General features: G+C 69.0%; 14 protein-coding genes and 1 tRNA gene. 7 read left to right on the top strand and 8 right to left on the bottom strand.

Features of this window, described 5'->3' with window-relative positions; genetic code table 11:
• Positions 1–2: 2 nt before the first annotated feature.
• Both Q4A20_RS05750 and Q4A20_RS05745 read right to left on the bottom strand, forming a co-directional pair.
• Positions 3–1,853 (bottom strand): ABC transporter ATP-binding protein, encoded by a 1,851-nt coding sequence (locus Q4A20_RS05750; protein ID WP_303121219.1) that lies wholly within the window; start codon positions 1,851–1,853, stop codon positions 3–5.
• The gene (locus tag Q4A20_RS05745; protein ID WP_303121217.1) at positions 1,850–3,751 is read right to left on the bottom strand and encodes an ABC transporter ATP-binding protein/permease; all 1,902 of its coding nucleotides are present in this window, start codon (positions 3,749–3,751) and stop codon (positions 1,850–1,852) included. Before Q4A20_RS05745 ends, Q4A20_RS05750 begins: the two co-directional genes overlap by 4 nt.
• A gap of 121 nt (positions 3,752–3,872) precedes the next feature.
• On the opposite strand from Q4A20_RS05745, the gene Q4A20_RS05740 reads away from it, so the two are divergent.
• The 5 genes from Q4A20_RS05740 (at position 3,873) to Q4A20_RS05720 (ending at position 9,491) form a co-directional block, all read left to right on the top strand.
• On the top strand, positions 3,873–4,469 hold the full coding sequence (locus Q4A20_RS05740; protein ID WP_303121215.1) for a nuclease: 597 nt from the start codon (positions 3,873–3,875) through the stop codon (positions 4,467–4,469).
• Between the two features lie 177 nt (positions 4,470–4,646).
• Positions 4,647–5,393 carry a response regulator transcription factor gene (locus Q4A20_RS05735; RefSeq protein WP_303121213.1) on the top strand — a complete coding sequence of 249 codons (747 nt, stop codon included), beginning with the start codon at positions 4,647–4,649 and terminating at the stop codon, positions 5,391–5,393.
• Between the two features lie 86 nt (positions 5,394–5,479).
• Positions 5,480–7,066 carry a cell wall metabolism sensor histidine kinase WalK gene (locus tag Q4A20_RS05730; protein ID WP_303121275.1) on the top strand — a complete coding sequence of 529 codons (1,587 nt, stop codon included), beginning with the start codon at positions 5,480–5,482 and terminating at the stop codon, positions 7,064–7,066.
• Between the two features lie 104 nt (positions 7,067–7,170).
• The gene (locus tag Q4A20_RS05725) at positions 7,171–7,776 is read left to right on the top strand and encodes a hypothetical protein (protein ID WP_303121210.1); all 606 of its coding nucleotides are present in this window, start codon (positions 7,171–7,173) and stop codon (positions 7,774–7,776) included.
• A 398-nt stretch (positions 7,777–8,174) separates the two neighbouring features.
• Positions 8,175–9,491 carry a hypothetical protein gene (locus Q4A20_RS05720; protein WP_368502443.1) on the top strand — a complete coding sequence of 439 codons (1,317 nt, stop codon included), beginning with the start codon at positions 8,175–8,177 and terminating at the stop codon, positions 9,489–9,491.
• A gap of 45 nt (positions 9,492–9,536) precedes the next feature.
• Here Q4A20_RS05720 and Q4A20_RS05715 read toward each other — a convergent pair whose 3' ends face one another.
• A complete protein-coding gene (locus Q4A20_RS05715; protein ID WP_303121209.1) occupies positions 9,537–10,481 on the bottom strand; it encodes an endonuclease domain-containing protein in 945 nt (314 codons plus the stop codon).
• Positions 10,482–10,884: 403 nt separating this feature from the next.
• Here Q4A20_RS05715 and Q4A20_RS05710 point away from each other — a divergent pair, with 403 nt between their 5' ends.
• Complete coding sequence (locus Q4A20_RS05710; RefSeq protein ID WP_303121207.1) at positions 10,885–11,190, top strand: WXG100 family type VII secretion target; 306 nt, start codon at positions 10,885–10,887, stop codon at positions 11,188–11,190.
• A gap of 159 nt (positions 11,191–11,349) precedes the next feature.
• Here Q4A20_RS05710 and groL read toward each other — a convergent pair whose 3' ends face one another.
• Positions 11,350–12,975, bottom strand: a complete 1,626-nt coding sequence (gene groL, locus Q4A20_RS05705; protein ID WP_303121205.1) for a chaperonin GroEL — start codon at positions 12,973–12,975, stop codon at positions 11,350–11,352.
• A gap of 537 nt (positions 12,976–13,512) precedes the next feature.
• Positions 13,513–14,121 (bottom strand): LytR C-terminal domain-containing protein, encoded by a 609-nt coding sequence (locus tag Q4A20_RS05700; RefSeq protein ID WP_303121203.1) that lies wholly within the window; start codon positions 14,119–14,121, stop codon positions 13,513–13,515.
• An 85-nt stretch (positions 14,122–14,206) separates the two neighbouring features.
• Between Q4A20_RS05700 and Q4A20_RS05695 the strand changes: the two genes are divergently transcribed.
• Positions 14,207–14,884, top strand: coding sequence for a uracil-DNA glycosylase (locus Q4A20_RS05695; protein WP_303121201.1), 678 nt, complete (start codon positions 14,207–14,209; stop codon positions 14,882–14,884).
• Positions 14,885–14,921: 37 nt separating this feature from the next.
• Here Q4A20_RS05695 and Q4A20_RS05690 read toward each other — a convergent pair whose 3' ends face one another.
• The 3 genes from Q4A20_RS05690 to Q4A20_RS05680 all read right to left on the bottom strand — a co-directional run bounded on the left by Q4A20_RS05690 (position 14,922) and on the right by Q4A20_RS05680 (position 16,977).
• Positions 14,922–15,695 (bottom strand): DUF364 domain-containing protein, encoded by a 774-nt coding sequence (locus Q4A20_RS05690; protein ID WP_303121272.1) that lies wholly within the window; start codon positions 15,693–15,695, stop codon positions 14,922–14,924.
• A gap of 266 nt (positions 15,696–15,961) precedes the next feature.
• A tRNA-Thr gene (locus tag Q4A20_RS05685) sits at positions 15,962–16,037 on the bottom strand.
• Positions 16,038–16,107: 70 nt separating this feature from the next.
• Positions 16,108–16,977, bottom strand: coding sequence for a thioredoxin domain-containing protein (locus Q4A20_RS05680; RefSeq protein ID WP_303121200.1), 870 nt, complete (start codon positions 16,975–16,977; stop codon positions 16,108–16,110).
• Positions 16,978–17,714 lie beyond the last annotated feature (737 nt).

Raw genomic sequence — 17,714 nt, 5'->3', positions numbered from 1 at the left:
CTTCATTCCTGGCGGGCGCGCAGGCGCAGGAGCGGACCGTCGGCGGCGGCCAACAGGTCCTTCGGCGTACCGTCCTGCACCACGCGCCCGCCGTCGAGGACGACAACCCGATCGGCCTGCTCGATACGGTGCAACCGGTGGGTGATCTCCACCACCGTCGCCCCACGCCTGGCCGCCCAGTCGCGCACACCGTCACGCACACGCGCGTCCACGGCCGGATCCAAGTGACTGGTGAACTCGTCCAGCACCAGCAAGTCCGGCTCGGCCAGCAGGGCGCGGGCCAGCGCGAGCCGCTGGCGCTGGCCGCCGGAGATCGAGGTGCCACGCTCCCCGAGCACGGTGTCATAGCCGTCGGGCAGGGCCACCACCTCCGCGTGCACCGCGGCGATCCGGCAGACCGCCTCCACCTGCTCAAACGTGGCCCCGGGGAGGGCCAGGCGCACGTTCTCAGCCACGCTCATACGGAACAGGTGCGCCTCCTGACCAACCAGGGCGACCCGCTCGTGCAGGGACTCGGCCGCCAACTCGCGCACGTCAATGCCGCCGATGCGCACCCGCCCGCCGGCGGGGTCGTCCAAGCGCAGTGCCAGGCGCGCCAGCGTCGTCTTGCCCGAGCCGGAGGCCCCCACCAGGCAGGTCCACTTCCCGGCCTCGGCGTGCAGGCTCACCCCGCGCAGGGATGGGCGTGAGGCCCCCGGGTAGGTGTAGTCGATGTCCTCCCAGGCGAGTTCGATTGGGCCGTGCGGCAGGACCGCGGCGCCGTCGGTCAGCTCCGCGGGGGCAGTGGCCACGGCGTGCACCCGCTCAGCGGCCGCCAACGCGGTGCCCATAGCACCCGCCAACTCCTCCACGCCACGCACCACCTCCCCCAGACGCAGAACCGCGGCCGCCGCGGCGGCCAGCGCTGCGGGCGAGACGGCCCCAGAGACGACCGGACCGGCGCCGGCCGCCACCACGGCGACCGGCCCGGCCAGAACCAGTAGTTGTACCCCGCCGCGGCGCAGCGCCCCCGCCCCAGCCACCGGCCGGGCGGCGGCGGCCACGGCGTCGTCGAGAATCCGGGTGTGCCTCAGGCGCTCGGCGCCACGCCCGTATCCGACCACCTCCACCAGCCCCTGCACGGAGTCCGTGACGTGCTGAGTCAGTTCCCCGCGGGCGGCGGCGGCGCGCCTCGAGCCCGCCATGGCCAGACGCTGCCCGAGCACCGGAACCACCACGATCCCCGCCGCCAGGGTGGCGGCCGCCGCACCCGCGACCGACCAGGTAGTGCCGACCCCAATGGCCGCCAGCACGGTCAGCGGCACCAGCAGGGCACTGACGGCGGGAGCGAAGGTATGCGCGTAGAACACCTCAATGCGGTCAACGTCCTTGGTGGAACGGGCCAACAGGTCGCCGGTGCGGGCGTTGAGCAGCACCCGCGGACCGCGGCGGGCCAGGGCGCGGAACAACTCGGCGCGCAAGAGCTCAAGGCTGGTGAAGGCGACCGTGTGCCCGAGGAACTGCTCCCCGTAGCGCAGCGCCCCCTTGAGCAGAGACAGGGCCGCCATGACACCTGCCACCGGCCAGAGCGCCGGCACCGGTCCGCCTGCGCTCAAGGCCAGGCCGGTGGCCGCCACGGCATGAGCCGCCAACGCGAACAGGGACACGCCCGCCAGCTGGTCGGCCACCCGGCAGGCCGTCGAACCCAGCAGGGGCGGTAGGACCGGGCGGGTGGTGGCAAGCAGCCAACCGAGCAGGCGGCGGCCGCCGGAGGCGCCCCCGGCACCGGGGCCCGCACTCGGGGGCGTGGCCAACTTATCCGGGCCGGTTGCCGAAGCGGGAGCGGTGCGGCCGGTTGTGGGTGATGTCCTCATCGCAGGCCCCCGTCCTTGACCGTGACCACCCGGTCGGCGTGGGTCAGCGCCGCGGCGCGGTGGGAGACGGTGATGACGGTACGTCCTGCGGACAGCCGCTCAATGGCGTCGATGATCTGGGCCTCACCGGCCAGGTCCACCTGGCTGGTGGGTTCGTCGAGCAGCAGCAGCGGCCGGTCGGCGAGAAAGGCGCGCGCCAGAGACAGCCGCTGCGCCTGTCCGCCGGAGAGCCGGGAGCCGCGCTCGCCGACGTCGGTGTGCAGTCCCTCGGGCAGGGCGCGGACCTCATCTGCCAGATTGGCGGCCGCGAGCGCCTGCCACATGCGCTCTTCGGTGGCGGTCGGGTCGGCCAGGCGGAGGTTGTCGGCGACGGTGCCGGTGAACAGCCAGGTGGTCTGGGTGACCACCGCGCTGGCGGAGCGGATGGCGTCCTGGGTGGCGGCGGCGGAGACGACGCCCGCCACGCGCACTATCCCTGAGGCGGGCAGCAGGTCGCCGGCGATCAGGGCCATGAGGGTGGATTTGCCGGCACCGGAGGGACCGACGACCGCCAAGTGCTCGCCGGCGGCGACCTCCAGGTCGATGCCGGTCAGCACGGTCACCGGGGCACCGTCCCCGGTTCGTCCCGGTGGGGTGCCGGCCCGGCCCGGGCGGGGGTGGGCGGGAGGCCCGCCCGGGTGCCCGCCGGGCGCGGCCTCGGGGCGGGGCGGCCAAGCCGCGGCGACTCCACGGAGGGACACCAGCGGCGTCGCACCGCGGCCTCCCGGCGTCGTCGCCACAGAACGGGTCGGCTCGAAGCCGGTCTGTTCGCCCACCGCGTACTCGGGCACCGACCCGGCCGGGCGACGTCGGGCCAGGACGCGGCGCATGGCTCGCTGGTTGGCCATGCCGCCCATGCCCACGTAGAAGAAGCCGCCGACCCGGTCCAGCGGCTGGAGCAGGATGAAGGAGGTCAGCACCAGGGCGAGGGCGCCGTCGAGCCCGATCGCACCGGTGGCCAGGCGGCTCAGGGCCAGGGCGGCGGAGGCGGTCACCAGGAACAGGGAGAACAGGCCGTCGGTGATGAGGATGACCAGCTGGTTGCCGGCCAGCAGCCGCATCACCGCACGGCGGTTGGCCTCGCCGAAGACCTCCAGGTCGGCGGCGCGGCGCTCGGCGGCACGGGCGAGCACGAGGGTGGTCAGGCCCTGAATGGCGTCTAGGTACTCGGCGCTCAGCCGCATGCGCTGGGCGCGCGAGGCGGCGGAGGACCGGCGCAGTCGCCGGTGCAGGAGGACGATCAGCGCCGGGACCGCCACGAAGGCCAGCGCCAGCACGCAGGCACTGAGCGGGTCGATCAGGAACCCTACGAGCCCCAGCACCAGCAGCGGGGAGGCGATCGCGGCAATGGTGGGCACGAGGAAGGTCTGGCGGTAGACGGCCACTCGTTCGGCGCCGTCGGTGAGCAGGGTGACGGTGGCGCCGGAACGGTCGGAGGCCTGGGCCGGGCCGAGTTCGAACAGGTGGGCCAGAACCTGGCGGCGCAGGGCGCCCTCCTCGGTGGCGGCGCCGACCTGGGCAATGAAGTGGACCGCAGCGGCGCACAGGGCGCAGGCGAGGGCCGCCACGGCGGCAACGCCCAGCTGGTGCCATAGGTACGCCGACATGCTCGGCTCCCATACGACTGCACCGCCGGCGGCCGGTGCGGCCGCCACCAGGTGGGCCAGGACGCGGGCGACGACTATCAACGCCCAGGCCTCGGCCAGGGAGCCGACGGCGGTCAGCACTGCGGCGGCCGCATTCGCCCGGACCCCGGCGCGGGTACCGAGCGGAGGCCGGTGAACAGCGGCGGCCGCCGAACTGGCAGCGGAGGCCGCCGCGCCTCCGGGTCGGTCGGCGGGGAACCGCATCTTCTTCATGTACTTATGATGGCCTAATCTCCGCCGCATTCCCTCACCGCGGACTTCGGACAGCGAACAACCGGGGTCACGGGCGCACCGTTTCGGCGAGTGCACAAGTTTGGCCCGTTAGCATGACGCCATGACCACACCCACATATCTTCTCGTTGACGGGGAGAATATCGACGCCACTCTCGGCATGAGCGTACTCGGCCGCCGTCCCGAGCCGGACGAGCGCCCCCGGTGGGACCGCGTCCTGTCATTCTGCGACGATCTCGCCTCCAGCAGTTCCGCCGGCGACGGTGAGACCCGCGCTCTGTTCTTCCTCAACGCCACCTCGGGGCACATGCCGATGGGCTTCGTCCAGGCGCTGCTGGCCATGGATTACCGGCCCATTCCGCTGGCCGGATCCGGCAGTCAGGAGGAGAAGGTCGTCGACGTCGGTATTCAACGCACCCTGGAGGCGCTGGCGCAGCGCGTCGAGCGCGGCGAGACGGTGCGCGTCCTGCTGGGCTCGCACGACGGCGACTACGTCCCCCAGGTGGAGCGTCTGCTGGATGCCGGCGGCCAGGTGGATGTGCTGTGCTTCCGGGAGTTCCTGAATGCGCAGCTCGCCTCCCTGGAGTCTCGTGGTCTGACCGTCTACGACCTGGAGACGGACGTCGATGCCTTCACGATCGCGCTGCCGCGTGTCCGCATCATTCCGCTGGCCGAATTCGACCCGCTCAAGTTCCTCTGACCAGTCGGTGGCGGGTGCCGGACAGCGCCTGCCGCCGCGGTCGGCTCGGCGCGCTCCAAGGGCGCTTGGGCGCGGCCGTCGGCATCCTCGGTCCCCGCCAAGAGGGCCGGAGAAACACATGCAGCTCTCCCATTCCGCGTTCAGGCGCCTCCCAGAATCGCCGTGCACAGTGGCGGCATGGACCGTTTTCACGACTCTCAACAGACATCCCACGAGGCGCGCCTCCTAGTTGTCGACGACGAGCCGAACATCCGTGATCTACTCGCCTCCTCTTTGCGCTTCGCCGGATTCGAGGTGCTCACCGCGGCGGACGGCAACGGCGCTCTGCGCGGAGCCGAGCAGGCCGACCCCGACCTGATCGTGCTGGACGTCATGCTGCCGGACATGGACGGGTTCACAGTCGCCCGCCGCCTGCGCGAGCGCGACGTGACCATCCCCATTCTGTTCCTGACCGCCCGCGATGACATGGCGGATAAGGTGCAGGGCCTGACCGTCGGTGGCGACGACTACGTCACCAAACCCTTCGGCCTGGAAGAGGTCGTGGCCCGTATCCGCGCCATCCTGCGCCGCACCCGCGCCCTGGAGGGCGAGGACGACGGCACATTGCGCGTGGCCGATCTGGCATTGGACGAGGACGCGCATGAGGTCCACCGCGCCGGTGTGGAGGTGGACCTGTCCCCCACCGAGTTCAAGCTGCTGCGCTACCTGATGCTCAACGCCGGCCGTGTGGTGTCCAAGTCCCAGATCTTGGACCACGTGTGGGAGTACGACTGGAACGGCGACGCCGCCATCGTCGAGTCCTACATCTCCTACCTGCGCCGCAAGGTGGATCAGATCTCCGGGGCGGACGGCGAGCCGGTCACTCCGCTGATCCAGACCCGCCGCGGCGTCGGCTACATGCTGCGCGAACCCAAGGCGGGTTGAGCGTGTGCGCCACCGTGCGGAACACGGTGCGCCGCCCACCCAGGGCTCGCCAGCACCGCCCGATCAGACGCGGGCGCTGGCATCTGCTGACCGCTTTCAAACGGGCGTGGCGCGCCCAGCCACTGCGCAGCCGCCTCGCCCTGATCACCACCGGCCTACTGACCGTCGGACTGTTCGCCTCGTCCCTGGCCGTCACCTCCCTGCTTAAGAATCACCTGGAGGGTCAGGTCGACGACCAGTTACGCACCACCGCCCAGACCATCGGCACCCAGGGACTGACTGCGCTCAGTTCCAGTCGTATCAGCAACTCCGAGGCAGACGCCTCCATGCCGTCCACCTATTACGTGGAGGCCCAGTACTTGAGCGGTGAGAGCGGGAAGATGATCTCTCCGGAAACCGCCGCCTACTACGGGGTTCCCACGATCGGGACATTGTCGGTCGCTGAGGCGGTCGCCCAGTCATCTGACCCCAAGCTGTTCACGGTCGAGTCCAATCAGCTGAACCACCAGTGGCGGGTCATCATGCTGCCGATCGACGATCGCAGCACCGGGAAGCACATCGGTGTGGTCGCCATTGCGCTGCCACTGACCGGCGTCGTGGAGACGGTCGAGCAGACGCGGCTGGTAGTCGCTCTGACCGACGTCTCCCTGATTCTACTGGGTGCCATGGCCGCCGCCTACCTGGTGCGGCGCTCCTTCCGCACCCTGCGGCAGATCGAGGGTGTGGCCGGGCAGATCGCCAGCGGCGACCTGTCCGCCCGCGTCCCCGTCACCGAGCCGCCGACAACGGAGGTCGGCTCCTTGCAACGGGCGCTCAACACCATGCTGCAGCAGAACGAGCAGGCCTTCGACGTGCAGGTGGTGGCCCAGGAACGCATGACCCGCTTCGTCTCCGACGCCTCGCACGAGCTGCGCACGCCGCTGGCCGCCATCCGCGGCTACGGCGAGTTGTACCGCATGGGCGGAGTGCCGCCCGAGCGGACACCGGAGGTCATGGGCCGGATCGAGTCCGAGGCCTCCCGCATTGGACGGTTGGTGGACGACCTGCTGCAGCTGGCCCGCATGGATGAGGGCCGTGAGATGGCGATGGCGCCGGTCGACCTGACACAGATCGCCGCCGGAGCGCTGACGGACATGATGGTGCTCGCCCCCGACCGCGAATGCGCCCTCATCCCACTCGATGACGCCGACGGTGAGGCGCAGCCCGCCATGGTTCTGGGCGACCAGGACCGACTCTCCCAGGTGATGACGAATCTGCTCGGCAATGTCACGCGGCACACGCCCGACGGCTCTCCGGTTGAGATCGCGGTCGGTACGGTGGACCGGCCGATCGCGTCCGAAGTGAGGACTCCCTCCGGCCGTCCGCGCCCAGCCGGCCCGGTGCCGAGCGCGGCGCAGACTCTACACGGGCAGACCGTCGTGGTCGAAGTGCGCGACCACGGGCCGGGCGTGGCCCCGGCGGATGCGAAGAAGGTGTTCCAACGCTTCTATCGAGCCGACACCTCCCGCAATCGTGAGACCGGCGGTTCCGGCCTGGGTCTGGCGATCGTGTCTGCGATCATCGCCCGTCACGGCGGCAGCGTACGGATGGACCAGACGCCGGGCGGCGGCGCGACGGTGCACATCGAGTTGCCCGCCCTGCGCGAGTCCGCCGCCGAACCGGCACACCAGTAACGCACCGAGTTCGGTAGAAGTTACGTGCCGAGTTCGGTAGAAGTGGCGTGGCTGGGCATAACTGTCCATGGTTTGTTGCCGTCTGTGGCACGTAGCGTGACTGCATGGTGAGTAACGATGCCGCCCCCGGTCTGTTCGGCGTGCGGACCGCCGAGGCCGCGCAGGCCGATTCGAGCCCCGTCCGCGACCTGACCTGGTCGGCACTGCACAACAGTCTGCTGGCCTACGACCCCAGCGATGCGCAGTTCGATAACGTCGACCCCGAGCAGATCCCGGACACCCCACTGCTGCACATCGCCAACCGGGTCCTGCTGGTCGACGACGACCCGGCAGTAGAGCAGTCCTACCTGCACGCCGCCCGCCAGTGGTATGCGGCCACCACCGAACACGCCACCCGCGACCGCGCGAAGGCGACCCTTGACGCGTGGGAGAAGCGCCACACCGGCGGCCTGATCAAGTCTTCCGGCATCGAAATCACCGATGGCACGACCGTCACCGCCCAGTTCATGGACGAAGAGTTCCTCCTCGCCTACGCGCTGGGCACCGGCTGGCAGGCCATACGCCTGCCCTACCGGGAGCGGGACAACGACGCCCAACTCGTCATGGACGTGATCCTGCCCGATGAGGGCACTACCCCCACAGACCTGCCCGAAGGCACCTGGCAGCAGGCCTCGGCACAGCTGGACGCCATCCATGGACGACGCCGCTAGGTGCGACCGGCCCTGCCCACCCTCGACCTGCAGCCGGGCGCCGTGGACCATGCCGTCCAACAAGTCCGGCTCATGGTCAAGGAGGAGGCACGGTGGCCGGAGCCCTCACCGAAATCTCCTTGATGAGGGGCGGAACAGCACGGCCAAATGATCCGGTCAAGTTCATCGTCAACCGCCCCTAAGCTCTGAGCATCCTCGACCAGTTCAGCAACCTGGTACTGATCGAAAGCACCGTCATGAACCCAACCGCGCAGTGATCGCGGGTGCATCTCACACCGTCATCGCTCTGGGCGTACACCACGTCCCCAAAGGTGGCGGGTAGAACATCCCTGGGGCTTCAAGTTCCCGGCCGACGGTCCTACCATGGCTGCGTTTCATCTCATCTCGGAGGCTTTCTCATGAGCCAAATGGACGCGATCGACGCCCCCCAGTGGCTGCTCCCGGCCTTCGTCCGCTGTATCAAGGCGGTCGGGGCCACTGCTTCCGTGGAGCAGATCCGCACCACTGGGGAGGACCTGATCTCCCGGTGGACGAGCCCGGACCGCCATTTCCACAACCTAAAGCACGTCATCAACATGCTGGCGCGCGTAGACGAACTTGCCGACGAGTCCCACAACCCCGATGTCATGCGCCTGGCCACTTGGTACCACGGATGCGTGTTCTCCACTGCCAGCGAGTCCACCTACCGGCGCAACGGCGGTGAGGACGAGGTGGCCTCCGCCGCCTACGCCGCCAAGAGCCTGCAAGCGCTCGGTGTTCCCGACAACACGGTCGACCGCGTGTGCGCACTCATTCTGAACCTCAAGCGCCACAACCTCGCCAATAACGACATTGACGCCCAGGCGCTCAACGATGCGGATCTGGGGGCGCTCGCCGTCGAGCCGCAGCAGTACAAGAGTTATCGGATGGCCGTGCGTGAGGAGTATGCGCACATCCCCATGGAGGATTACCTGCGGGCGCGCCTGGCGATCATCACCCGGCTGCTGGACCGCGAGACGCTGTTCTCCTCCCCGCTCGGCGCCCGCTGGGAGCTGCCGGCGCGGGAGAACCTGGAGGCGGAGAAGCGGCACCTGCAGGACAAGCTGGCGAACTTCCCGCAGGTCGACGGCGCCGAAGGTACGGCCTGTCAGTGCGAGCAGGCTGGCGTCTCCGCGCCAAAGGCGCCCGCGGTCTCGCCGGCGCCACCCAGCCCCGGCGATGCCACCGCACCTGAGGACCCGCCCATGCGTGAGCCGGAACCTGCAGAGGGCACCGTCGACCCTCGACCGCCTGCTCGCAGGGAGTCGGATCCGCGCCTCGGTGGCTTGGAGGCCGCGGGCGAGGACGACGACGTTCCGTATGCCGCCCCGCCCGTTTCGCGTATCGCACCGGGCTCGGCACCTGCGCCCCCGCAGCCCAGCCGCTCCTCCTCCACATCCGCGCCGACACCTCCGGAGGGCGTCCCGCGCACGGGCCGTTCCCGTACGTCCGCCGACGCGGGCGAGGCACACACGACCTCATTGGAGTCCTGCGCCGATGACTTGGACCAGTTGCTGGCCAAGCCGCGCCCGGGTGAGGAGGCCGCTGCAGACCGGGCCAGCCTGGCGCAGGCAGAGCGTGCGAAGTTGGCGGAGAAACTGCGGGTCAAGCGTGAGGAAGCCAAGGCGCTGCGGGAGGCGCGCACGGGCGAGTTCGCCGCCATCACCGAACCCATCGTCGGCTCGTCGGCCGACTGACACCGTCAACTGTCTGAGATCGGCACAAACGACGCTGCGCGCGCTTCACGCCGGTTTCACGTTGGCGTAATTCCAACGTTTTGCGCCGGGCAGGCTGCCGTTGGCAGCACGTTTGTGCCGATCTGCGACAGTTTCGACTGCGCGATTGCGGGCGGCCAGGAGTTGGTGGATCTCGGCTCCCACGCGACCAAGCTCCACATCTTGGCGCGTGAAGCGAGCGACCCGGTAGCCCTGCCTGACCAGCTCTCGATCGCGAGTGCGGTCGCGGGCGAATTGGAACTCGTCCTCGTGGTAGGTGTAGCCGTCCAGTTCCAGTACCAGCCAGTCATCGACGAGTAGGTCGACCTCCCCGACACGTGGAATGTCCACCCCGTCGGCGAACGGGATCCCGGCGTCATGCAGTTGCAGACGGGCCAGGGTCTCCAGCGGCGAGCGCGCCCGCGGACTGGTCAGGGCCAGGCGCTGCCGAGCCTGCCGCGATCCCGGGCCGCGCAGCAGCGCCGCGACGGCGTCCGTGCCGGTGTGCCCCTGGTGAAGCGCAGCGTCACAGGCCATCAACGGCCCCTCCCTGCGGGGGTCGCAGCGCAGATAGCGGGCCAGCATGAGCGGAACCGGTGCCACCGGGAACTCGGTCGGAGGCGGCAGTTCGAGGGAGCGTTCGACATGCAGCATCTCTCCGCGGACCGGTGCCCGATCCGCACTGTGCGGGACGGCCAGGTGCACCGGCGGCCATAGACGCGGGCGCGGGTAACCGTAGTACGCAGCCGCATGTAGGCAGGTGATCACCCCACCGTGGATACGTGCGAGAACCAGATCCCAACCCACGCCGGGAAGACTCACTACCCCATGGGGGTGCGCTATCAGCGCATGAGTCTCGACCAGTTTCTGGACGTGGCGGTACTCAGTGCGGTCGAGTTCCAGGTCCCGGAGCCGAACCGCACCATGGCAGGACTTCACCCACGCCAGAAGGTCGTCGTCGCATCGTCGCATGGGCCGAGGCTGCCCGCAGCCGGCAGCACCACGCCACTGCCCCCGGCGATCTCTGTGGACTGCCCCCGCACGAACCCCATCTGTGGGAACCGGCAGACTGTCTGAGATCGGCACAAACGGCGCTCCGGCCTGCTGGAGCCGAATCCGCACCCGCGTCATTCCAACGTTTTACGCCGGTCTGACTGCCGCCCATGGCGCGTTTGTGCCGTTCTGCGACACTCTGCCCCAAAGCTCACCGGTATCCACAGGCACGGTTCGTGCAGGGTGAATCCACAGGGCTCGACGGCGGTGGATGCGGCACCCCGGCCCAAGTCCCTACGGTGATTTCAGGCGTCGCTGCCGCGGCGCCACCCGCAGGCCGAGCCCGAAGTACCTCGGCCAGTCTCACCGAAAGGCTCCCGTCATGCCCGTCTTCGCCGTCGACACCCAGGCCGTCTCCGACACGGCCACCCGCGCCCGCACCCGCATCTCCACCATCCAGACGGAGGTGGACGGGATGAAGGGCGACATAGCGCTGCTCCAGTCCTCCTGGACGGGCGGCGCCTCCGACTCCATGGCCGCGTGCGCCGCCGACTGGCATGTCACCGCCTTGCAGGTGCAGGCGAGTCTGGATTCGATCAGTCAGGCCCTGGACCAGTCCGCCACCTCCTACGACGACGCCGAAGCCACCAACTCCGGCCGCTTCAGCTACCAGGCCCCGCCCGCATGAGTGGTACGTCCAACGGCAGGCCGCCCTCCTGCCCGCGCAGGGGACGGCCCGCCGTCGTCGTGAAGGGGCCGGCGGCCCACCGGAGGCTGCACGCAGGGCGCGCGCCTACCGACGGACCGGACCGGCCGAACCGGTCGAACCGACCGGACAGTCAGCCGATCAGTACATGCCGCCCATGTCATCACCGGCGCCCGCACCGGCAGCCGGAGCCGGAGGCTCGGGCTTGTCGGCGACGACTGCCTCGGTGGTCAGGAACAGGCCCGCGATGGACGCGGCGTTCTGCAGCGCGGAGCGGGTGACCTTGACCGGGTCGGCGATGCCGGCGGCCAGCAGGTTGGTGTACTCACCGGTCTGGGCGTTCAGGCCCTCGCCGGTGGGCAGGTTGCGCACGCGCTCGGCCACGACGCCGCCCTCAAGGCCGGCGTTGATGGCGATCTGCTTGAGCGGGGCCTCCAGGGCGACGCGCACAATGGCGGCGCCGGTGGCCTCGTCGTCGGCCAGGTCCAGGGCGTCCAGAGCGGTGGCAGCCTGCAGCAGGGAAACGCCACCACCGGCGACGATACCCTCCTCGACGGCGGCCTTGGCGTTGCGCACGGCGTCCTCGATGCGGTGCTTGCGCTCCTTGAGCTCCACCTCGGTGGCGGCACCGGACTTCAGGACGGCGACGCCGCCGGCCAGCTTGGCCAGGCGCTCGGACAGCTTCTCGCGGTCGTACTCGGAGTCGGAGCCCTCGATCTCATTACGGATCTGGGTGACGCGGGCCTCAATAGCGGCCTTGTCACCGGCGCCGTCAACGATCGTGGTCTCATCCTTGGTGACGACGACCTTGCGGGCCTGGCCCAGGTCCTCCAGGGTGGCGTTCTCGAGCTTGAGGCCGACGGTCTCGGAGATGACCGTGCCGCCGGTCAGGATCGCCATGTCCTGCAGCATCGCCTTGCGGCGGTCGCCGAAGCCGGGGGCCTTGACGGCGACGGACTTGAAGGTGCCGCGGATGCGGTTGACCACGAGGGTGGCCAGGGCCTCGGCCTCAACGTCCTCGGCGATGATCGCCAGCGGCTTGCCGGACTGCATCACCTTCTCCAGCACGGGCAGCAGGTCCTTGACGTTGGAGATCTTGGACTCGACCAGCAGGACGTAGGCGTCCTCAAGGACGGCCTCCTGACGGTCGGCGTCGGTGACGAAGTAGGGGGAGATGAAGCCCTTGTCGAAGCGCATACCCTCGGTGACCTCGAGTTCGAGGCCGAAGGTGTTGGACTCCTCGACGGTGATGACGCCGTCGTGGCCGACCTTCTCCAGGGCCTCGGCGATGAAGGCGCCGATCTGCTCGTCGGCGGCGGAGATGGAGGCGGTGGCCGCGATCTCGTCCTGGGTCTCGACCTCCTTGGAGTCGGCCAGCAGGCGCTCGACGACGGCGGCGACGGCCTTGTCGATGCCGCGACGCACGGCAATCGGGTTGGCGCCGGCGGCAACGTTGCGCAGGCCCTCACGCACGAGCGCCTGGGCCAGCACGGTGGCGGTGGTGGTGCCGTCACCGGCGACATCGTCGGTCTTCTTGGCGACCTCCTTGACCAGCTCGGCGCCGATCTTCTCGTAGGGGTCCTCGAGCTCGATCTCCTTGGCGATGGTCACGCCGTCGTTGGTGATGGTCGGGGCGCCCCACTTCTTGTCGAGGACGACGTTGCGGCCCTTGGGGCCGAGGGTGACCTTGACGGTGTCGGCGAGGGTGTTCAGGCCCCGCTCCATTCCGCGGCGGGCCTCCTCTTCGAAGGCGATGGTCTTGGGCATTACTGCTCCTGTATCGGGTGGTGGTCGGCGGGTGCCCGCGACGGACGAACCGGCGCCGGACGCTCATGTCCCGTCCGACGCCGACCCTCACCTGCCGGCCTGGGTCGTTCACCGGATCCGGGGAGCGGCTTGTCACTCTCCGGGTCCGAGTGCTAACCGCAATGCTGGCACTCTCGACCCTTGAGTGCAAGACGCTCAGGTTCGCCGTCGGCCCGAAACGGGGTGTGAAAGAACTCTCCGTACGTCACTTGTGCCGGACTCGGCAGCCATATCGACCGATCTCGGCACGTAACTTCTACCGATCTCGGCGGTGGAGTTCGACTGCGGGCAGGCCGTCGTCGCGCCACGACTCCCCCGGCGCCACACCCCCGGCGGGCCTGGACATGTGTGCCACCGCACTGCGACCGTGAAGCCACCGTCCGGGCGCTGCAGGGTGGACCGATGTGCCAGGACGTCGAGCGCCTCCATCTCCAGCCCGACCACCACGACCATCGCCATCGCCCCGGACACGCACCCTCAATCGACCTCGAGGAGGAACTACTCCTGGTAGTCGTTGCGCAGGACCACCACAATCGGGTTGGACTGGGCCTCCTCGGCGGACTCGACGATCTCGCCCGCCCCGAGTGCGGCGGCAACGGCCTGGGCGGTGGGCACCAGATCCTCAGAGGCGTAGTAGACGGTCGTGGAGGCCGGCTCCTCAAGGTCGTACACGCCCTGGGAGACGGTGACGGAGGTGAAGCCGGCATTGTTCAACTTCTCGCCGGTGCGGGTGGCCAGACCGGAGGTGTCGGTACCGTTGTGCACGGTAACTCCGGTGGTGAAGTCCGCGTTCCCGGCCGGATCGGCGGTGGCCTGCGCGGTCGCCTCCGGGGAGCCCTGCTCCTGGCCGCCGGTCTGCGTGTCCTGATCATCGGCCCCGCCCGGCGCCGGAGCGGCGGCCGTGGCCGTGGACTGCCCGCCCGCCCCAGTCGCGTGTCGGCCAAGCAGCCCGACGGCGCCCCAGGCCAGCAGCGGCACGATGATAAGGATGGCCAGCAGCGGGATCCAGCTGCGCCAGGCCGGGACCTGGGCTCGATGAACCCCGACTGGCACCGGAGCGTCGTCGTCGGCGTCGAACTCGTCATCGGGGTAGTCGTAGCGGCTCACATGACGAGGATACCGGGAGGGCGCCATCGCGGCAGCAGATGCGCGCCGACATCCCGGGCCGATCCACAACGAGTAGGCTCGGGGCGTGACCGAACCGAAGCCGCTGTCCGAGATCATCCACCCCTCCTGGGCCGAGGCGCTGGCGCCGGTGGAGCCGACCATTCACGAGATCGGCGCCAAGCTGCGTGAGGAGATCGCCGCCGGCCGCGGTTATCTGCCGGCGGGCACCGATGTGCTGCGCGCCTTCACCTACCCGTTCGACGCCGTCAAGGTGCTCATCGTCGGCCAGGACCCCTACCCCACTCCGGGTCACCCGATGGGGTTGAGCTTCTCGGTACAGCCGGGGGTGCGGCCGCCGCGGAGCCTGGAGAACATCTACACCGAGCTGGTCAGCGATCTGGGCGTGGAGCGCCCGACCTCGGGAGATCTGACCCCATGGTCGTCGCAGGGGGTCATGCTGCTGAACCGGGTGCTGACCGTGCAGCCGGGCAAGCCCGCCTCACACCGGGGTTGGGGCTGGGAGCAGGTCACCCAGCGGGCCATTGAGGCACTGGTGGCCAGGCAGCGGCCGCTGGTGGCCATCCTATGGGGCCGGCCGGCGCAGTCCCTGTCCCCCATGCTGGGCTCGACGCCGATCATCGCCTCCCCGCACCCCTCCCCGCTGAGCGCATCCCGCGGCTTCTTCGGCTCGCGCCCCTTCTCCCGTGCGAACACGGAGCTGGAGCGGATGGGGCAGGCGCCCGTCGACTGGCGTCTGCCCTGACGCACGCGCATCTACTCGCCAACGGTGTCATGCCCGTCTATTCGCCGACGGCGTGCAGGTGCATGCGCGTTCCGGGGCCGATCTGGCCGGAGGCGCTCAGCTCCTCCAGGTCGACGCCGGGCCGAACCTCGGGCGCGGGCACGAAACCGGTGATGGTGGCCACCCCCAGGTCGAGGAACAGAGGATGCATGGGCGTGGAGGGCCCAACCAGCACCGTGTGGGCACCGCCGCCGACGGCCAGGTCGATCAGCCGTGGCATGGTCTTATTGACCAGGCTCGAGGAGGAGATGAACACGTAGTGCGCCTGGGGCAGCAGGTACTCGCAGGCGGTGTCCGGGTAGTCACCGGGACGCGGGTCGCGCTCCAGGATCCACACTTCGCTAGCACGCCACAGTGCGCGCCGGGCGAAGGGAAAGTGCCCGATGACGGCGACCTTTCGGTCGGCGACGGCCTCCCCGTAGGGGTCGAAGACCTGTCGCCAGGTCAGATCCGCGCCGGTGGGGGTGAAGCCGTGGGTGGCGGCGACGTCGGCGCGCGAGTACCAGGAGTTGATGGCGGCCAGGCCGAGGCTCGCCTCAGCCAGGTTCCAGCTCTTGGCCAGGACGGCTACGTCGCGCAGCGGGCGGTCGACGTCCGGGAGTCCGGCGGACGCGGCCGGGCGGCTGGTGACGGCCATCGACCAGGCCGAGCCCACGCCGTCGGCAGAGTTGAACACGCGGGTCCAACGGGGGCCGCGGTTGGAGGCCGTGACGGTCAGACCTTCGGGGATGTCATCAATGAGGGCGTCATAGACCTCCCAAGCGCTGACCACTGCCATGTCTGCCACATCCCCTCATAGTTCGACTGCGCGGTCGGCACCCACCGACCAACACTCATACAGGCAAGCCTCACCTTATCGACGCGCGTCGTAAAGCGCCATGCCGGTCTCAGCAGGCGGCCTCGTCCAGGCGCATGCTCCGCTCCGATCGCCCTTAACCGGCTCGTCGCATTTGGACACTGGTGGTTGTGGCGGGCCCGCTTGTCGGGGACTGGCGGCGACTCGCGGACCGGCCACCTGCATGATTGCGCGGGAAAACGTGGAGCCGCGTGTCGGACTCGAACCGACGACCTGCTGTTTACAAGACAGCTGCTCTACCAACTGAGCTAACGCGGCATGCGGTCAGAGCCTACCCGGTCCTGACCGGTGTGTTCACCACGCGACCGGTCGGTGGGTCGGCCCGCCGTTACTGCGCCGAGGTTTCGCGCGGTGCGGACTCGGCACCCCCCCGGATCTGATCGGTGATCCCACTGCTCGTGGCAATGGTGGACAGATCAAGCTTGTCCGTGTCCAGATACACCGCCGGGGTGCCCTCGACCGGCCCCTTGGAGAAGGTCTCACGGTTCAGCTTCAGCCACGCGGAGTAGGTGTTCTCGGAAATCGCGGTTCCAATCTGCTGCACGACTGCGTCACTGACACCCGCCTCGGTGGCCGCCTGCGCAACCGACTCCGCGTTCAGTGCCGCGAAGTTCTGAGCTGCGTAGATCTCACCGAACCGGGCCACGGCGGCCTTGTGGAAGGCGAAGGCGGAGGCGGGCTCCTGATCCAAGACGACTCCCATGCCATTGCACACCATGTTGCTCCACGACCCCTGGTCGGTCTGCTCCAGGAACCGCGCAGTGTGCAGCACGAGGTTGACGGTGCCCTCCCTCAGCAACGTCTCGATCTCCGCGTTGTGGAGTTCTTCGAAGGTGGCGCAGTGGTGGCAGCTGTAGTCGAAGTAGATATGGAGGTTGCGGGCGCCATCAGTGAAAGTGCCCGGCTGCAGATTCGACCCGAAAACGATGGAGCCGTCGGCACGAACGGTGGCGGGCACGCCGCTTGCGGACGCCTCCGGCGCGATTTCCCCACCCAGGGTGGGATCGTCATTGCGTCCGGTGATCACAACCGCGGCCACGGTTCCTGCCACAGCCAGGCCGCCAATACCGAGGAGGCTGCGACGAGCGATCCGGGCGCGTCGTTCGCGACGCTCCTGCTCCTCACGCATGGCTCGCGCCTTGGCGCGGGCCGCCTCCCGGCGCTCGGCCTTAGTGGGGCGGGGCTGGTTCGAGGCCACAAGCAACTCCTTGATTCAGATCCGTGTGCCGCGAGCCGCGCGGCGCGAGGCATACTAGGCATTGTGCCTGGGAACGGCCGGGGAGGCACGGCCCGTTGATGCGGCCTGCCTCACGCCACGGCCGCCGAAGCACCGACCAGCCAGAGTTATCGCCGCTAACCTGTTGCCTAGGATCGGGGTTTTGGTTGGCGTAGTGCGGGACAGGAACTCTTCCGGTTTGAGGGTGTGGTGGGCTGACGTGCCGAGGTCGGTAGTTGTTACGTGCCGAGATCGGTACTAGTGACACGCTCTTGGCGTTTGTGGGTGTGGTGATTCGGATCAGGGCCTGCGATGCAGCGGTCGTCTTCGGTGGGGTGCCGGTGCGCCGAAGACGACCTTTTCATCCCCAAACCCTCCACGTTCGGGAGGGTTTGGGGATGAAGAGGACGTTTTGGTCGGGCCTGGGTCGTTCTCGGGCCGATGAGGACGTCCTCGGCGAACCCGGGACGTTGTCAGGCAGGCGATGTTGGCAGCCGTGGACGATTCGTTGGAATCATCGGAGATATGCGGGTATCGGATCGGGCCCGCAGCAGCCGTTGAGGATGCCGACCACTGGATTCAGCGGCTCCAGTGATTCCGATGCCCCACCTCGGTGCCGTGGGCACCTACTCTGGGGGTTAGTCCGGGACAGTGCTTGACAATCGGGGCGTGTTCAATGGTCTGTGTAAGCCCTGATTGAGAGGACCTACTGTCATGAC

The sequence above is a fragment of the Actinomyces sp. genome, from assembly GCF_030530635.1.
GTDB lineage: Bacteria > Actinomycetota > Actinomycetes > Actinomycetales > Actinomycetaceae > Actinomyces.
The sequence above is the reverse complement of the archived record's forward strand: the minus strand, read 5'-3'. Positions and strand labels throughout refer to the sequence as shown.

Excerpts from the sequence above, each read along its gene's own strand:
- Q4A20_RS05750 (WP_303121219.1), bottom strand. The coding sequence starts at position 1,853 with ATGAGGACATCACCCACAACCGGCCGCACCGCTCCCGCTTCGGCAACC.
- Q4A20_RS05745 (WP_303121217.1), bottom strand. The coding sequence starts at position 3,751 with ATGAAGAAGATGCGGTTCCCCGCCGACCGACCCGGAGGCGCGGCGGCC.
- Q4A20_RS05740 (WP_303121215.1), top strand. The coding sequence starts at position 3,873 with ATGACCACACCCACATATCTTCTCGTTGACGGGGAGAATATCGACGCC.
- Q4A20_RS05735 (WP_303121213.1), top strand. The coding sequence starts at position 4,647 with ATGGACCGTTTTCACGACTCTCAACAGACATCCCACGAGGCGCGCCTC.
- Q4A20_RS05725 (WP_303121210.1), top strand. The coding sequence starts at position 7,171 with ATGGTGAGTAACGATGCCGCCCCCGGTCTGTTCGGCGTGCGGACCGCC.
- Q4A20_RS05720 (WP_368502443.1), top strand. The coding sequence starts at position 8,175 with ATGAGCCAAATGGACGCGATCGACGCCCCCCAGTGGCTGCTCCCGGCC.
- Q4A20_RS05715 (WP_303121209.1), bottom strand. The coding sequence starts at position 10,481 with ATGCGACGATGCGACGACGACCTTCTGGCGTGGGTGAAGTCCTGCCAT.
- Q4A20_RS05710 (WP_303121207.1), top strand. The coding sequence starts at position 10,885 with ATGCCCGTCTTCGCCGTCGACACCCAGGCCGTCTCCGACACGGCCACC.
- groL (WP_303121205.1), bottom strand. The coding sequence starts at position 12,975 with ATGCCCAAGACCATCGCCTTCGAAGAGGAGGCCCGCCGCGGAATGGAG.